The organism is Streptomyces sp. NPDC041108 (assembly GCF_055592645.1).
Genome location: NZ_JBVIYK010000033.1, coordinates 22,014 through 36,579 on the forward strand (window position 1 = coordinate 22,014; position 14,566 = coordinate 36,579).

At 67.6% G+C, this 14,566-nt stretch carries 15 protein-coding genes and 4 pseudogenes; 9 read left to right on the plus strand and 10 right to left on the minus strand.

Translation table 11 applies throughout. The features are described from left to right. Positions 1 to 168: 168 nt before the first annotated feature. Entirely contained in the window at positions 169 to 414 is a 246-nt protein-coding gene (locus ACZ6BB_RS40910) for a hypothetical protein (RefSeq protein ID WP_471620166.1), read from the plus strand. A 313-nt stretch (positions 415 to 727) separates the two neighbouring features. On the opposite strand, the gene ACZ6BB_RS40915 is transcribed toward ACZ6BB_RS40910, so the two are convergent. Beyond that, a complete protein-coding gene (locus ACZ6BB_RS40915) occupies positions 728 to 964 on the minus strand; it encodes a dTMP kinase (RefSeq protein WP_471620167.1) in 237 nt (78 codons plus the stop codon). A 148-nt stretch (positions 965 to 1,112) separates the two neighbouring features. On the opposite strand from ACZ6BB_RS40915, the gene ACZ6BB_RS40920 reads away from it, so the two are divergent. Beyond that, positions 1,113 to 2,261, plus strand: coding sequence for an SAM-dependent methyltransferase (locus ACZ6BB_RS40920; RefSeq protein WP_471620168.1), 1,149 nt, complete (start codon positions 1,113 to 1,115; stop codon positions 2,259 to 2,261). Positions 2,262 to 2,702: 441 nt separating this feature from the next. Here the strand turns inward: ACZ6BB_RS40920 and ACZ6BB_RS40925 are convergent, their stop codons facing one another. Next, positions 2,703 to 2,984 carry a hypothetical protein gene (locus ACZ6BB_RS40925; RefSeq protein ID WP_471620169.1) on the minus strand — a complete coding sequence of 94 codons (282 nt, stop codon included), beginning with the start codon at positions 2,982 to 2,984 and terminating at the stop codon, positions 2,703 to 2,705. Beyond that, a pseudogene (locus ACZ6BB_RS40930) lies at positions 2,981 to 3,301 on the minus strand (transposase); the annotation flags it as partial. The pseudogene ACZ6BB_RS40930 and the gene ACZ6BB_RS40925, both read right to left, overlap by 4 nt. On the opposite strand from ACZ6BB_RS40930, the pseudogene ACZ6BB_RS40935 reads away from it, so the two are divergent. Further along, a pseudogene (locus tag ACZ6BB_RS40935) lies at positions 3,302 to 4,183 on the plus strand (IS110 family transposase); the annotation flags it as partial. Between the two features lie 821 nt (positions 4,184 to 5,004). On the opposite strand, the pseudogene ACZ6BB_RS40940 reads toward ACZ6BB_RS40935, so the two are convergent. Next, positions 5,005 to 5,614, minus strand: a pseudogene (locus tag ACZ6BB_RS40940) (VTT domain-containing protein); the annotation flags it as partial. A 249-nt stretch (positions 5,615 to 5,863) separates the two neighbouring features. After that, positions 5,864 to 6,148, minus strand: a pseudogene (locus ACZ6BB_RS40945) (IS5/IS1182 family transposase); the annotation flags it as partial. A gap of 163 nt (positions 6,149 to 6,311) precedes the next feature. On the opposite strand from ACZ6BB_RS40945, the gene ACZ6BB_RS40950 reads away from it, so the two are divergent. Continuing rightward, the gene (locus tag ACZ6BB_RS40950) at positions 6,312 to 6,539 is read left to right on the plus strand and encodes a P-loop NTPase family protein (protein WP_079072869.1); all 228 of its coding nucleotides are present in this window, start codon (positions 6,312 to 6,314) and stop codon (positions 6,537 to 6,539) included. Between the two features lie 17 nt (positions 6,540 to 6,556). Here the strand turns inward: ACZ6BB_RS40950 and ACZ6BB_RS40955 are convergent, their stop codons facing one another. The 3 genes from ACZ6BB_RS40955 to ACZ6BB_RS40965 are packed head-to-tail and all read right to left on the minus strand — an operon-like array spanning position 6,557 to position 8,709. Then, entirely contained in the window at positions 6,557 to 7,978 is a 1,422-nt protein-coding gene (locus tag ACZ6BB_RS40955; protein WP_471620170.1) for a hypothetical protein, read from the minus strand. A gap of 3 nt (positions 7,979 to 7,981) precedes the next feature. After that, the gene (locus ACZ6BB_RS40960) at positions 7,982 to 8,308 is read right to left on the minus strand and encodes a helix-turn-helix domain-containing protein (RefSeq protein ID WP_471620171.1); all 327 of its coding nucleotides are present in this window, start codon (positions 8,306 to 8,308) and stop codon (positions 7,982 to 7,984) included. Then, positions 8,308 to 8,709 (minus strand): tyrosine-type recombinase/integrase, encoded by a 402-nt coding sequence (locus ACZ6BB_RS40965; protein WP_471620172.1) that lies wholly within the window; start codon positions 8,707 to 8,709, stop codon positions 8,308 to 8,310. The genes ACZ6BB_RS40960 and ACZ6BB_RS40965 overlap by 1 nt, the downstream gene beginning before the upstream one ends. Before the next feature lie 40 nt (positions 8,710 to 8,749). On the opposite strand from ACZ6BB_RS40965, the gene ACZ6BB_RS40970 reads away from it, so the two are divergent. From ACZ6BB_RS40970 to ACZ6BB_RS40980, 3 genes are all read left to right on the plus strand, one after another. Continuing rightward, positions 8,750 to 8,968: a hypothetical protein gene (locus ACZ6BB_RS40970; RefSeq protein WP_471620173.1), complete on the plus strand. Its 219-nt coding sequence runs from the start codon at positions 8,750 to 8,752 to the stop codon at positions 8,966 to 8,968. Positions 8,969 to 9,737: 769 nt separating this feature from the next. Beyond that, complete coding sequence (locus ACZ6BB_RS40975; protein ID WP_471620174.1) at positions 9,738 to 10,358, plus strand: NucA/NucB deoxyribonuclease domain-containing protein; 621 nt, start codon at positions 9,738 to 9,740, stop codon at positions 10,356 to 10,358. 93 nt (positions 10,359 to 10,451) lie between these two features. Further along, positions 10,452 to 11,237 carry a ferritin-like domain-containing protein gene (locus ACZ6BB_RS40980; protein ID WP_471620175.1) on the plus strand — a complete coding sequence of 262 codons (786 nt, stop codon included), beginning with the start codon at positions 10,452 to 10,454 and terminating at the stop codon, positions 11,235 to 11,237. Here ACZ6BB_RS40980 and ACZ6BB_RS40985 read toward each other — a convergent pair. After that, complete coding sequence (locus ACZ6BB_RS40985) at positions 11,163 to 11,444, minus strand: hypothetical protein (protein WP_471620176.1); 282 nt, start codon at positions 11,442 to 11,444, stop codon at positions 11,163 to 11,165. The two genes, ACZ6BB_RS40980 and ACZ6BB_RS40985, sit on opposite strands and share 75 nt — an antisense overlap. Before the next feature lie 57 nt (positions 11,445 to 11,501). Between ACZ6BB_RS40985 and ACZ6BB_RS40990 the strand changes: the two genes are divergently transcribed. Both ACZ6BB_RS40990 and ACZ6BB_RS40995 read left to right on the plus strand, forming a co-directional pair. Next, positions 11,502 to 12,221, plus strand: coding sequence for an IS6 family transposase (locus ACZ6BB_RS40990; RefSeq protein WP_471620177.1), 720 nt, complete (start codon positions 11,502 to 11,504; stop codon positions 12,219 to 12,221). Positions 12,222 to 12,285: 64 nt separating this feature from the next. Further along, positions 12,286 to 12,465, plus strand: a complete 180-nt coding sequence (locus ACZ6BB_RS40995; RefSeq protein WP_471620178.1) for a hypothetical protein — start codon at positions 12,286 to 12,288, stop codon at positions 12,463 to 12,465. A gap of 144 nt (positions 12,466 to 12,609) precedes the next feature. Here ACZ6BB_RS40995 and ACZ6BB_RS41000 read toward each other — a convergent pair whose 3' ends face one another. Then, on the minus strand, positions 12,610 to 14,301 hold the full coding sequence (locus tag ACZ6BB_RS41000; RefSeq protein WP_471620179.1) for a TROVE domain-containing protein: 1,692 nt from the start codon (positions 14,299 to 14,301) through the stop codon (positions 12,610 to 12,612). Between the last annotated feature and the right edge of the window lie 265 nt (positions 14,302 to 14,566).

The window sequence follows — 14,566 nt, forward strand, 5'->3', positions numbered from 1 at the left end:
CCCATCCCTCGCCTGGACGCTCCGCCAGACCCGCCGCCAGCGCGCCTGATGAACAGCACACTGACCACACCGCGAGAAGCCCGCAAAAGCCGCCCGCCGCTTCCCTTTCGGCCTAGGAACCGTGGAAGCGGCGGGGCCACCAGGAACCCCCAGACAGGAGATCACCCGATGTCCCACCAGGATCCCACGACCACCACCAGGGAACCCGGACCCGAACCGCAACGCGCCCTCACCATCCCCCTGCGCTACTGGCCCGGCACCGGCTTCGCCCTCTCCGGCGGCATCACCGCCGGCATCACATGGCAGTACATCCCACCGGACGGCACCTGGCCGCTCGCCGTCATCGGCACAGCCGCCATGATCTGCGACGCCGCCATCATCATCGGCCGATCCCGAGCCCGCACCAGGGGATAGCGCCTCAGACAAACCCCCTACGCCATCATCAGACGGGTCCTACAGCGCTCCGGCCGTTCCCCCCCCAGCGCACCAAGACCACACACGGCCCTGCCGATCCCCCCAGATCAGCGCGACGCCGCCAGGCTGAGGTGTCCCGCGCGGCTGCGCTGCGCCGGGCCCGTGCCGAGAAGGCCGGCCACCAGATGGCCGCGCCGGAGCGCCTGGAGAACACGGCATGACCAGCGAGTCATGACCATCCGGAGCGGCTTATCCAAGCGTTCGCTCCGTCCAGGCCAGCCGCCCTGCTGTTCCGGCTCGGCAGCGACGGGGGTCAGGGTCGTGTCGCGTGTCCGGGCCGGTGGTCTCTGCTTTCTGCGAGTACGTTGCGGGCGAACGCGGCGAGGGTCGTCACGATGCGGATGGCCCGCTCGCTGCCCTCCCGGGTGAATGGCAGCAGCGTCACGGCCGGCACGGCGGCGGCGGTCAGCAGGGTCAGGCTCGGCAGCAGGGCGAGGACGAGCAGGACACGCTGCAGACGGCCAGCGGCCGTGAGGATTGTGGAGGTCATGGTGCTCCCTGGTGGGCAGAGTGCGGCATGGTCTGTCACCGTGCCGGGCTGACCACGCTGGAGGGCGGCCGAGTTGTTTCCCAGTTGTCGGGCGATCACCGCAGGTACGATCCGGACAACCAGCGGTTTGATCAGATACGGGTGAACAATGGGCGACCGGCCGCAGGCTCGTCAGGGCCGACCGTGGAAGCCGGTGCGCGCCGAGTCGGAGCAGGCGCGGGAGTTAGCGGAGTTCCTCCGAGCGCATATCGCTGCCAGCGGGATGACGCTCGCCGAACTCGGTCGGGCGATCCACCGCAGCAAGGCTCAGATCAGCCACTACGTCAGCGGATCTCTGCCTCCGGCCGAGCTGGTCGACGACCTGATCCGCGCGACCGTGGCCGAACCCCGCCTGCAGCGGCACCGTCTGGCTGAAGGGCGCCGGCTTCTTCACGCCGCTCTGCGCCCCTCCCTATCGATCCCCGCACCGAGGTCCGGACACCGTACCGAGCCAGCCGCGCCGTTCGTGCCGGGAGTTACCGAGCGGCTGATCGACGCGCTGGAGCGCCTGGTGGAACTGGAGCGGGCTCGCAGCAACGACCAGATGCTGATCATGGTGTTGTTGGGCATGCTGGCGCGGGCGCACGGGCCGGGCCAGCATCTCGAACCGCACGCTCTCCATCCGAGCCCGGCCCTCGCGGATCGGCGTATCAATCCGGTCGCATGGTGGGAGCAGCGCACGCAACACCACCGCACCCACGCGGTGCGCTCACGTCTCAGGCACGCGGGCATCCGTCAGTTCCTGGACATCGGCGCCGGCCTGCCGACCGCCGACGACACCGCGTTCAAGGCCACCGCGCCCACCGCGGTGGCCTGCCGGTTCGTCCACGCCGCACATGCCCCTGCTGTGTCCGCCAACCATGAGGCCCTGCCGTCCGATTCGCCCGCGGAACTCATCGACTACGTCGACGCCGACGTGCACGACCCGGACATGATCCTCTGGGACGCTGCGCAGACCTTGGACTTCAGCGAACCCATCGCAATCACCATGCTGGACATTGTGCCGCTGCTGCGGAACACCGGCGAGGCCGTCCTCTGCATCCACCGCCTCCTCACAGCCATGCCCCCCGGCAGCTACCTGATCTTCTCCCGGCAAGCCACGGCGTTCGCCGTCGAGACGGTGCAGGGCGACACCGGCCAAGAGGCGGGCGAGACGACGTTGCGCGACCGCGACGACCTCGCACAGCTCCTTGCCCAGGTCTCGGCGCTCGAACCGGGTGGCACCACCTACTCCCGCTGGTGCCCTCCGGCCCGGTAGCCGCGCGACGACTCTTCGCGGCGAGCGCCGTGCCTCTGTCGGAGCACGCAGGTGAGAGCAACGAAGACATCCGCAGCTGTCCGGTCTCGGATGAGTCCGGGCGAGGCGGGCCCCTGACCTGCGATGCCCGGACTTGCACGCCGCCGCACGTAAATCTCGGATGGCTGACCTGCTACGGACCAAGACCAATCTCACCGATACTGGCTGTCCCGCTGGTCCCCCCGGCCGAACGTCGTCGTGGTCGGTGCCGCGCCGGATAGCGTCGGCGAGCAGGCGCAGCGCGGCGGCCGCGGCCGGGGCGAGGGCCGCCAGGGCTTCGTCGGTGCGGACGCCGTGGCGTTCGGCGGCGGTCTCGACAGCGGTGACGCGGGCGAGCTCCTTCGACGGCTGCTCCATGGCGGCTGGTCTCCTTCCTGTGGGCGGGGTCGGTGTCGGTGGGGGTCAGAGGCCGCGGACGTACTCGGCGGCGGTGTCCACGAACTGGTCGTGAGCGGTGAGGGAGGCGACGCGGGCGTCGTTGAGGACCTCGGCGGAGACGTCCTGGTGGCGCATCCCGAACGTCGCGTCGACCATCCGGTCCGCCGCGGCGCGCACGGTGGAGTCGGTGATGAGGATCCGCAGGGCGACCAGGGGAGCGGTCACCGCGGCGCGGGTCTCGTGGCTGCGGGTGCGCAGTTCCTCGTACTGGTCGAGGTTGATTCTGAAGCTCCTATAGATCGTCAAGTGGCTGGAGATGTCGATGGTGCGCTGGTGAGGTGGCGGTAGACCTCTCGTGCGATGAAGCGCTTGAGGCATCTGAAGATGTCCTTCGTCTTGAGCCCTTCGAGGGTGCGTCGTGCGACGTAGTCGCGGGTGCGTGGGTCGTGACGCATGCGGACCAGGACGATGGTGTGCAGCGCGCGGTTGGCCTGGCGGTCGCCGCCGCGATTGAGCCGATGACGATCAGTGCGGCCTGAGGAGGCTGGCACGGGTGCGGCTGCGCAGAGGTGGGCGAAGGATGCCTCCGAGACGAGCCTGTCGGGGTCGTCCCCGGCAGTGACGGCATGGAGGGCACGGGATCCTACGGAGCCGAACTGGCCCGGCACTTGCGTGCCAGCCAGATCACCGTGGTCGAAGTGGACCGGCCCGATCGTCGAGCTCGCCGCGCCGCGGGCAAATCCGACCCTGTCGACGCCTACGCCGCCGCCACCGCAGTGCTCTCCGGCCGCGCCAACGGCACACCGAAGGATCGCGACGGCACGGTCGAGGCCATCCGCACGCTCCGCGTGGTACGTGCCAGCGCCATCAAGGCCCGCACCCAGACCATCAACCAGCTCAAAAAATCACTGATCATCACCGCGCCCGCGGCGACGCGCGAAGCACTGCGTTCGCTGACCACCACCGAGCTGATACGGCGCCTGGCCGCCAGCCGACCCGGCTCCGATCTGACCACCCCGGCCGCCGCCGTCAAACTCGCCCTCAAACGCCTGGCCAAGCGATACCAGCACCTGAGCGAGGAGATCACGGACGCGGACGCCGAGTTGCGCGCCCTGATCACCCACACCGCGCCCGGACTGCTCGCGCTACCGGGCGTCGGGACCGAAACCGCCGGGCAGTTGCTGGTCACTGCCGGGGACGACCCCGACAGGCTCGTCTCGGAGGCATCCTTCGCCCACCTCTGCGCAGCCGCACCCGTGCCAGCCTCCTCAGGCCGCACTGATCGTCATCGGCTCAATCGCGGCGGCGACCGCCAGGCCAACCGCGCGCTGCACACCATCGTCCTGGTCCGCATGCGTCACGACCCACGCACCCGCGACTACGTCGCACGACGCACCCTCGAAGGGCTCAAGACGAAGGACATCTTCAGATGCCTCAAGCGCTTCATCGCACGAGAGGTCTACCGCCACCTCACCAGCGCACCATCGACATCTCCAGCCACTTGACGATCTATAGGAGCTTCAGAATCAAGCTCAGTTCTTGTCGGGTGCGTTCGCGACGCGGGAGGCGCGTGCCTTCTTGACCGCACCGCTCTGCGCCATCAGCGCAGCGGCGGTTCCGGCGCCGACAGGGATGACGGGGGCGTACGCGGAGGAGAATCCGCCAAGTCCCAAAATGAGCAGTAGGAAAACCAGCGCGGTGGCGACGAGCATTCCGCAACCCCAGGCTGCGGACCGGGCTTCCTCCTTAAGCCGCACCCGGGCGCACCCGTACGCGACGGCGGTCATGGACAGAGCGACCAAATAACCCAAGATCAACGGATATGCGAGGAAGAGCACCACGTCCTTCCGTGACAATCCGGGCCACACGTACAGCCCGTCGATCTCCACGATCCGTCCGTCCCACAGGCCCGCCTCCACCGGCTGTCTCTCCTGGAAGCCGTCAGCGGAGCTTTCCGGGACGCCGTCCACTGTCTTCAGTTCGTCGCCGACGCGCAACTCGATGGTGTACGTGGTGCTGCATGTCGTGTAGTGGGTCGCGCTGTCGCGGTCTTTCCCGCACGTCGTGTTGTGCGTCAGCTCAGTGATGGTGGCCTCGGCCGTGCGCAGTGTCCCGGTCGACCGTGCGAGCGCGACGGCCGATTCCTCGTAGGCGCGGACGGCGAACAGCAGGATCAGGGCGGCCATGGCGAGGCGGAACGCCGTGCGTACGACAGGGACCGCCGCCGTGCAGATCCGCGCCAGGAACGGTGCGTCCGGGGCAAGGGAACGAGGTGCCCGACCGGGAACGTGACCTCGCAGACGGGACCGGGCACTGGGACCCCTGGAAGCGACCTTCAAGTACTCGATGATAAGCGGGATCACTGAGACGGTGACGATCACGATCAGGATCGCGTCGATGTTCTTCTTGAATAAGTCGATGTTGCCGAGCCAGGAGCCGACCAAGGTGACGCCCGCCCCCCACAGGACGCCGCCGATGATGTTGAAGACCAGGAACGAGCGGTACTTTGTGCCGCTGACGCCGGCGATGATCGGCGTGAACGTCCGCACGATGGGCACGAAGCGGGCCAGGATCAGGGACTTCGGGCCGTGCTTCACGAAGAATGCGTGGTCCTTGGTGGCGTTCTCCTGCTTGAAGAAGCGGGAGTCCGGGCGACTGAAGAGGGACGGGCCCTCCCTCTTGCCGAACATGTAGCCCGCATGGTCGCGCAGGATCGCGGCACCGCAGATCAACGTGCCCGCACCCCACAGCGGGAAGCCCAGCTGGTGCGAGGCGATCAGCAGAACGGCGGTGAACAACAGGGAGGCACCGGGCAGGAAGAACCCGATGAGCAGACCGGACTCCGCGAAGACGATGAGCAGCAGACCCCAGATGCCGAACACGTCGCGCAGGTGGTCGGAGTCCAGCCAGCTCGGTCCAAGGGCGAGAGTCGTCATGGTTCAGGCTCCTGAGGGGGTACAGCCAGGAAGGGGAATTCACCGCGCCCGCAGATCCGGTGCACCGCATACCCCCGTACTCTGCCAACCTTGGCAGGCCGCCTCTGGTACGACATCCGTGAGACTACGTAGTCCACCTTCGGGGATCCGCCTCCAAACGATCATGGATGATGGATAAGCTCGGGCGATATGTGGGTCTTCGATCTTGAGCGGTAGCGCTTCGCCCGACACCCTGACTCTTCGTCACAGTTAGGCCGTTTCTGATGGCTCTTGGACGAGGTCGCGGAGCCAGATGACGATCGCTGCGACGGCCAGGGTGCCGTTGAAGATGTAGTCGCGCTTGTCGTAACGGCTGGCCACTGCCCGGTACTGCTTCCACTTGCTGACGCACCGTTCGACGGCACTGCGGCGGCGGTACTGGGCCTTGTCGAAGGCCGGTGGACGCCCTCCGGCCCGGCCCCTGCGTTGGCGGCTGGCCCGCTGGTCATCGGGCTGGGCGATGGTCGCCTTGATTCCCCGTCGCCGCAGATAACGGGCTTGGGACTGGTGAGCTCGCATGTTGAGGTGTCGCGTATTCCAGGCCGGATGGCCGCAGTTGGTCACTTTCAGTGATGAGAACCGTGTCCAGGGTTCGGCCGTGAGCAGGTAAGTTCGTCCGGTCGTGCGTTCGAAGCACTTCTAAAGGGGGAGACCTCCGGTGGACGTTGTCGCGATCATGGAAGCGTTGGCCGAACAGGGCATAACGGTGTTGATCAAGGCTGACGCCGAGCGGATGGCAGAGAGACGTATGCCGTGGACCTTCGTAGCCAGCGGGGCCCCGATGCGTGAGGACGTTCTTGTGCGAACCGATGCGGCGTCGGTGGAGCAATGCCTCGCAGCGTGTTTGCCCCGCCTGCGCGAGCTGGGCTTTTCGTTCCCTGAGTGAGGGAGTGTCGTCGCGGTTCACCGTGTGTGGTCGCCGGGGGCGTATCGGCTCCAGGTTCCTCCGGCTTCGGTGACCAGGCGGGTGGCTGTCTTGTCGTGGTAACCGAGGGCCTTCGCGATGACGGGGGCCGGGGCTTGGAGGACGAGCTGTCGGATTGCGGAGGTCCTGCCGCGCTGTGGCGGGACGCCGATCTCGCGCAAGTGGACTTGAAGGCTGACCGGGTTCATCGGCTGGCCGGGCTGGCGTCCAGGGAAGAGCCACTGTGAGCTCCTGCTGCTGGCGTAGGGCAGGTGCTGGCAGGACTGGACGTATGCCCGCATGAGGTCAGCGACGGGCTCCGGAAGGGGGGAGGGCGGGTCTCCCAACCGGACGGTGACGGTGGTCCCGTCGTCGATGACGTCGTCGATAGTGAGGCGGACGATGCGGGTGACGGGTTGCGCGTAGAGGAGAACGAGTGCGGCGGAGACCCGGGCCCGCAGGGGCAGGGAGTCGTCGTTGAGGACCCGCCGAAGAATGGCGAGTCGGTGGTGCTGGTGCAGGGGTGTTTGGTCCTGGTTGACGACCTGGGGTGGCAGGGCGAGGCGGGGCATCCGGCCCGTCTTCATGCACCAGCGCAGGAACGTCTGGGCCGGGCGACGGGTGGCCAGCTTCTCGGTGTGCCAGGCGTCGAGGTCAGCCTGCTGGCAGTGTTCGATGGTGCGGCCTCGGTCGGCGAGCCGAGTGAGGAAAGCGCCGGCTTGGGTGATCTCTTGTTTCGTCTGGTTGGTCTGGGAGCGTCCAAGCGGTCCCTTCTCCGCCTTGCTCCGCAGCCGGCGCATCTGGTGCCAGCTGGCGAAGTGCTGCAGAAGCCGCCGGTGTTCGGGGTCCTCGATGGTGGCGAGCCGTTCGGCCAGCCAGCGCTGATAGAGCAGTAGCTGCCGGTCGACGCGTGGCAGGACGCCGCTGTCCATCAGCAAGTCCCGCAGGTGGACGACGGTTCGCCAGGGGGTTTCCTGGTGCAGCCCGTCGTGGGTGAGTGGGATGCTGCCGGCGGCCAGGCCCCGGAGGAGACGGACGACACTGGGGTTGCGTAGCCAGATCAGGCGGCTCTTGGGCCGGTCCATCTCCAGCAGGGAGGTGACCAGGGGTTGCAGAGCAGCGGCAACGTGCCCTGTGCCGTCGTCGAGGAGTCGGCCGAGGGTGTCGGTGAGGGTGCAGCGTTCGCAGAAGAAGTCGCGGGTGATGCCCGCGCAGTCGCGGCAGATCGGCGTGCCGGTCGCGTCCCGGCCCGGCAGCAGCCGGTCGGCTCGGCAGCCGGGGCAGCAGCCGCGGACACGCATGGCGCGGTCGTAGCAGGTTCGGCAGATCGGACCGTCCGACCACTCGGCGGACTTCGAGGCCCGACGGCCGCAGCGTGCGCAGTCGCGGATCATCCACCGCTCGTACTCCTCCGGCGTCACGGCTCACCCCTCGGGTGTCAGCCGGACCCGTGTGGGTCGCCGGGCGGCCAGGTTGATCGGCGCTTCCTCTCCGGCTGCCCGGCGGGCCGGGAGGTTCTGGGCCGAGGTGGTGATCAGGTCGGTGGGCGTGCAGTCGAGGATGTCGCAGAGGGTGGCCAGCACTGGCAGGGACAGCCGTTCCGGAGTTCCGGAGACCAAGCGGTGGACCTGGGAGGAGGACAGACTGATGCCGCGTTCGGTCAGGTGTGGCATGAGCTCGGCGACGGTGAACATGCCGCGGGCGGCCATCAGCTCGCGCAGGCGCCATCGGTAGCTGATTTGGCGTGGCATCAGGAGGTCCTTCCCGGCCGCAGAGCGGCCTCGACGGTGGCGTCCAGGACGCGACGCAGGGAGCGGGTGCGAAAGTCGGAGGAGACGCAGGTGTAGATCGCGGTGGTGGAGGCGTGGTCATGGCCAACCTGCTGTTGGACGAACAGCGGGTCGTGGCCGTCCTCGATCAGGTGGGTGATGTAGGACCGGCGCAGCGAGTGGAACTCCAGCGCGGGGTCCAGACCGACGGCGTCCCGGTAGGCGGCGAAGCGGGAGTCCAGCCGCTGAAGCCCGACCCGCGGGCCTCGCTCGGAGGGCCAGAGGGCCCGGCCGGTCGAGTGCCGCATCCCGGGCCGGACCTCGCTGATCCATTCCTCGATCGTGCAGGGCGTCCAGTGCCAGACGGTCAGCACGCCACTCATCGACGTGCTGCGGCGTCCACTGCCACGGCATCGCATCGGCATGCCTGGTGAAAGCCCGGACCGTGCGTTCCTGGTCACCGACGTATCCCGGCGAGAGATTCCGGGCGAGCTGCTGGTTGCGCCAGCCCTTGATCATCGCTTCGAAGACCTGCTCCTCCGGCCGCAGCAGCGGCAGACCGTCAATCAGGTGCAGCCGAGCAGACCCTGGAACGAGGCCATCCCCACCCATCTGCCATCACTCTCCGTCTATCGCATCTGACGCGAGAATTTCGCATCAGATGCGACTTGGGGGTGTCTTCGCAGTTCAATCGCTCGATGGAGTGAGGCCCGCGGACACTCGGCGCCGCAACAGCTACCGTGCTTCTGAGGTCAACGTCCCTGATGGGGTGGTTTCCGCACGGTCCCGGGCCCAACTCCAGGAGGGGTGCCGCGTATTCGCATCCGATGCAATTGGCGTCGGTAGGAACATCAGAACGAAAAGCGGCGCTAAGCCCGCCCGGCCTCTGCGAGGGCTTTGACCTGGGCTTCTGTGGTGGCTGCCGTAATCGCCCTGTTCGTGGCATCGGCAGCGGTACTCGCCGTAACGCTCCTCTCCAGCGCCGGGGCCGACCAGACCCACACCGCCGCCTGGTGCGGCAAACCGCCCGGCATTCCGCAAACGGCACTTGCCAGCTGACCAGCAGGATGACGTCGACTTCGACAAGGAGACGTGATGCGCAAAGCCGTAATCGCCCTGTTCGTGGGCATTGGCAGCGGTGGTCGCCGTAGTGCCGCTCGTCGGCGCTGACCAGACCGAGACCGTCGCCTGCTGCGGCCAGAATCCGAAGTAACAGGTACGCACCGCTGGCCACCGGCCCGACGCTGTAACTGGCTATCGCCAGCAGAAGGGCTGGACAAAGGGCCCCACCCTGCTGCCGCCCATCTCGCCGCACACCCCTGTGCCCCGCCAACTGCTGCATGTCTCCAACTCGGGCGCGGCCAAGGGAAGTAGTGCCAACGGCAAGGCTACGTGCGAGGGTAAGTGCGACGTGGCCGAGAGCAAGTTCCCGTCCCAGTTGATCAGCGCGAGCAAGGAGCCGGTCGGCCAGTTCTTCGTCGACACCACCATCAAGACGTCGCCGAAGGGGCAGAAGGGAACGGGCCAGGCCACGGCGAAGTGGCGGTTCACCAACCCCACGTGGGCCGGGCCCACCAATTACGTCTCCTTGCCGACGCCAGGTGTGCGGTGCGACAACGCTCTGCCTGGCACCTCGAAGGCGGGGTGTGTGATGCCGTACATCTCGGAGATGGTCTACGCGAAGAACGGGGAGTTCCCGGAGCTTGCCGCGCACATCGAGTCCGCGCAGAACACTAAGAATCTCCCGGGCAAGCACGGCACTAAGCGCTATCTGACCCGCCTCACCGACAAAGAGACGAGGAGAGAGAACCGGGAGACGGCGTGTCCGACGAGCCTGGAACGACCGCCGGGCAAGCAGTGCGATGAGTACCCCTTCGCGTCGACATGGCAGGGTGCCAAGACCGGTGGGGGCAAGTTCAGCAGGCGCATGATCGACGGCGACCAGAATGAGGATGGTGGCCGGGCCCTGGGTCGCTACTACCTGTATAGCCGCATCATCGAGAAGGACAAGTTCCTGATGTGGATCAAGTAGACATCCAGCGACTGGCAGAGGACTGCGAGATGAGTGACGAGGTAGAACAGGGCCGGGGAAGCGTCCCTGTTCAGTACCACCAGTTCGACATCAGTGACGAGGACGGGCCCGGGCCCGCTGCCCGGGGGGGTACGGCCCAAGCTCTCCGTGTTCCTCAGCGGTCTGAGCCGCGCTTCCGTCGACATGTACTGCCAGATCGAACGGCCCGAGGATCCCGTCGCCGAATTCGAGGAACCCAGTACGTCGATCGGGGCCTTCTACAGCGCTGTCCGGCAAGCGTTCAAGCAGAACGCCGACCTGATCAAAGGCCACAGACAGGTCGAGAGGGAGATGACGAACGCCCACGGCATGGGAAACAGCCTCGTCCCGCTCTCCACACCGCAGTCCGTGGACAACGCCATCCAGGTCATCATGGAACAGGGCGAGGGAAGCCACAGCTCACCCAGGAACCGCTACTTCGGTAGGGAGGGCGAACTCGCCCACTACTACGAGTTCCGCCAGATCCTGCAGGGCAAGAAGCTGGTCGAGGTGCCGACGGCTCCCGAGGGGTGGGCCTACCAAGGCGATCCTATCGTGATGCCCGAGGCCCACCGGATGGGGCGCGTGCCCAAGGGAGGCTGGGCACAGGAGCCGATGCACCGTCCCGACGCCGAGGTGCAGGAACTCCTCACAAAATTCAACCAGCGCTACAGCGAACTGCTGAGATGGCTGACGAAGACGTGGCAGACGGACGATCCGCAGGCAGCGAGCGAAGCCTTGGAAGAAGCTGAAGCGAAGATGCGGAGCCTGGCGAGTCCCGCCCGTTCACTGATGCGCCACGAGCTGCCGGACGGGAGCGGGCAGACATACGGACCCGAGTTCCTGTACATCCCAGCCTGATCGAACACGCGAAGGCTGCCGCCGAGGTACGGCCTCACGGGCGCGGGCGGAGCGGTAGTAGTCGAAGCCGCTCAGGAGCAGGGTGTTGTCGTCGGCTTCGAGTCGCATGCTGGCCAGGACTGGGGCGGGTGGGTTGCCGGGGATGGCGTGCAGCGCCCACCGGGCGGCGTCGGCGACCTTGTCGGTGTCGATGGTGGGCACTGTCATGTTGGCTGACCGGTGGGATGATCTTCTGGTTGATCATCAGCCGGGGAAGGGTCGTCCGTGGGGAGCGCGTCGCTGTCGTACAAGGGGCACCGGTACCCGGTCGAGGTCATCTCCCACTGTGTGTGGCTGTACAACCGCTTCCCGCTCAGCTTCCGCGAGGTTGAGGAGCTCATGCTCGAGCGCGGCGTGACCGTCTCCTACGAGACGATCCGCCGCTGGTGCGCCAAGTTCGGGCAGGCCTACGCGGGCGCGCTGCGCCGCCGGCAGCCCCGGCCCGGGGACAAGTGGCACCTGGACGAGGTCTTCATCAAGATCAACGGGCGGTTGCAGTACGTGTGGCGGGCCGTCGACCAAAACGGCATCGTGCTGGACATCCTGGTGCAGAACCGGCGGGACAAGGCCGCGGCCAGGCGTTTCTTCCGCAGGCTGATGAAGAGGACGGGTGCGGTGGCGCGGGTGGTCGTCACCGACAAGCTCCGCTCCTACGGCGCTGCCCACCGCGAGGTCATGCCCTGCGTCGAGCACCGCCAGTCGAAGTACCTGAACAACCGGGCGGAGAACAGCCACCAGCCGACCCGGCAGCGTGGACGGGCGATGAAGGGCTTCCGCTCCGTGGGCGGGGCCCAGCGGTTCCTGTCCGCGTTCAGCGGTATCTCGCCCCACTTCCGGCCCCGCCGCCATCTGATGCCCGCCCACGACTACCGAGCCGAGATGACCGTCCGCTTCGCCATCTGGGAGCAGATCACCGGCGTCGCCGGCCTTGCCACCGCGGCCTGAGCACAGGCCCGGCTCCCAAGCCCACCCTGCCCCGACGCGCCGTCAGGCAGTCACAGCCGACAACGTGACAACGCCGCACGGAGTTCTCCCACCCCGACGGCCCGCGCTGATCGAGGTACCCACGGACCGCGACGCCGCGGGCCCCTGGGTGCCCGGCTGGTGGGACTTCCCGATCCCGGCCTACATCACGGACGAGCGACAGGACGAGAACGACCGCATCAGGGCCACGGAGCAACACCTCTGAGACAGCCCCGCGCCACCGTGCCGACCACCGCCCGTGCAGCCGAGACCTGGTCGCACCGGCGGCTCGCATGATCGGGTTGCCCTGTGTTTCTGCGCCGGATCGACCGCTCGACCGCTCCCCCTCGCATGGGTACCTACGGACTCATCACGCGCACAGATCCGTCTCCCAAGGCCAGCTGGAGTCCCCGCCCGCTTCGATGAGCGGGATCAGCCTGAACGCGGCGTCGCTCAGGCCGCCGAAGGTGTGGTGGTGCGGGCCGGACGGGGCGTGGGCCGGGGCGTAGCCGGCCAGATTCCAGGTGTAGACGGGGACGCGGAAAGGGATCGCCTGCAACGGGTTGGACCACTGACCGGCCCCGGTCTGTTCGTCGGTCACCATGACCACCCGGTCGTGACGGGCGTAGTTCCGCCTGAGTGCCGCGGCCGTGTGAGTGCCGCCGAGGTCATGGAAGCGATCCAGGACACGCAGTACGGGCTCACCCGGGGCGAGTTCCACGCGACGGCTGTCCGACCCGAACTCCACCAGGTCGGCGTACTCCGCCCGCAGCGCCAACGACGTACCGAAAATGGCCGCCGAATCCGCACGGTTGAGCTGAGTGTGCTCGCCGGGCCGGTCGAACATCGAGCCCGATCGGTCCACCAGGATCAGTGTGCGGCCGGGCAGTGCGGGGACGTTGGCGAGGGAGTGGCCGAGGGCCGTCTCCAGAGCCTCCTCCCAGCGGGGCGACGGCGCGTTGCGATAGGCGGCCAGATACCGGAACGGGAACTGCCGGGATCTGCGCACCGCGTCCGGGGAGGAGATCCGCGCGGCGACCTCGGCGGCCACCCGGTCGCTCACGCCGGCGAGGTCGAGGTTGCGCAGGTTGCGTACGAGGGCCATCGCCCCCATCGACGGGATCAGTGCCTCCCACACCGCCGCGTCGAGCGGCCCCTGTAGCCAGCCTGCCACCGACTCCCAGGTCATCCCGGCCGCGTTCAGCCGTTCAGCGCCACCCGGCGCGGTGACCAGGGCACGCCGTTCCTCGACCGGTACGGCCATCAGCTCCCGGTGTGCGGTGAGCAGCATCTCGCCGGGCGGCGGAAGAGCACGGTCGGGGCGGTGGCGGCGATCGATCGCGTACTTGAACAGGGGGCCCTGCCATGGACGTCCGGGGTCGGGGGAGGGGTGGGTGAGTTCGATGACATCGGCGAAGCGGTAGGGGTGTGAGGCGGTGTCGTACTTGAGGAGTGCGCGACCGGTGTACAGACGCCGGACGGCGTCGGCGACTCCGCGCTTGAGCGGCTGAGGGAGTCCGCGTCCGTGCCGTGAGATCCAGTACGCCAGCAACTCACCTGGCTCGTCGGCCCGTTGCAGGACGGCGGACACGGCCTGCCGTGAGAAGCCGACGGCCCCCGCGTCCAGCCTGGCCCGCACGAACTCGGCGGCGCCCACGAGGGGTGCGGTGCGCATATGGGCCTCGGTGCGCAGCCAGCCCAGCAGGCCGAGAGTCCACTCCGGATCGCTGACGGCGAGCATGCGCACCAGCTGCTCGTAGCGCTCGTCGCGGGCGGCGGCGTCCTCGTAGAAGGTGTGATGGCCGACCATGTTGGCCACGGCCAACAGGAAGAGTTCCGTCTTGGGCGGGCGGGCGTACGCGGTGCCACCCTGGTGGGTGAGGCGGTGGAGCCGGTGCGCGGACGGCCGGCGCGGGCCCGGTGCGCTGGCGGACGGCGGGAGCAGCCACCGGCCGTGGGTGGAGAGCGACGATGTCGCTCCGCCGGCGGTCAGGCCCGGTATCTCCGCCTGGATCTCGTTCCTGGCTTCGGACTTGGCTCGCTGACGGTTGAAATGGGGCATGCAGAAGGTCCCTTGGGAGACGTTCCTGGAAGAAGGAGAGACGCCTTCCGAGATCAGTAGTGGCACCGGGGTGGTGTTGCGATCTCAGACAGGAAGTAACCGGGGCACAGCGCATCGGAAGGCGTCGGACACGCACGCTAGTCGATGCGGTGAGCAGTCGCACGCCATTTAGACGTCGTCTCATTTGGTGAGTCTGCGGTAGCAGATGAGGCTGCAGGCGATGGCGGTGAAGGCCAGGAAGTGTTCGGCCTTGCGTTCGTAGCGG

What these genes read in the sequence shown, in the direction of transcription:
- ACZ6BB_RS40970 (WP_471620173.1), top strand. Translation starts at nt 8,750, where the DNA reads ATGCCTGGTGAAAGCCCGGACCGTGCGTTCCTGGTCACCGACGTATCC.
- ACZ6BB_RS40910 (WP_471620166.1), top strand. Translation starts at nt 169, where the DNA reads ATGTCCCACCAGGATCCCACGACCACCACCAGGGAACCCGGACCCGAA.
- ACZ6BB_RS40985 (WP_471620176.1), bottom strand. Translation starts at nt 11,444, where the DNA reads ATGACAGTGCCCACCATCGACACCGACAAGGTCGCCGACGCCGCCCGG.
- ACZ6BB_RS40960 (WP_471620171.1), bottom strand. Translation starts at nt 8,308, where the DNA reads ATGCCACGCCAAATCAGCTACCGATGGCGCCTGCGCGAGCTGATGGCC.
- ACZ6BB_RS40965 (WP_471620172.1), bottom strand. Translation starts at nt 8,709, where the DNA reads ATGAGTGGCGTGCTGACCGTCTGGCACTGGACGCCCTGCACGATCGAG.
- ACZ6BB_RS40915 (WP_471620167.1), bottom strand. Translation starts at nt 964, where the DNA reads ATGACCTCCACAATCCTCACGGCCGCTGGCCGTCTGCAGCGTGTCCTG.
- ACZ6BB_RS41000 (WP_471620179.1), bottom strand. Translation starts at nt 14,301, where the DNA reads ATGCCCCATTTCAACCGTCAGCGAGCCAAGTCCGAAGCCAGGAACGAG.
- ACZ6BB_RS40920 (WP_471620168.1), top strand. Translation starts at nt 1,113, where the DNA reads ATGGGCGACCGGCCGCAGGCTCGTCAGGGCCGACCGTGGAAGCCGGTG.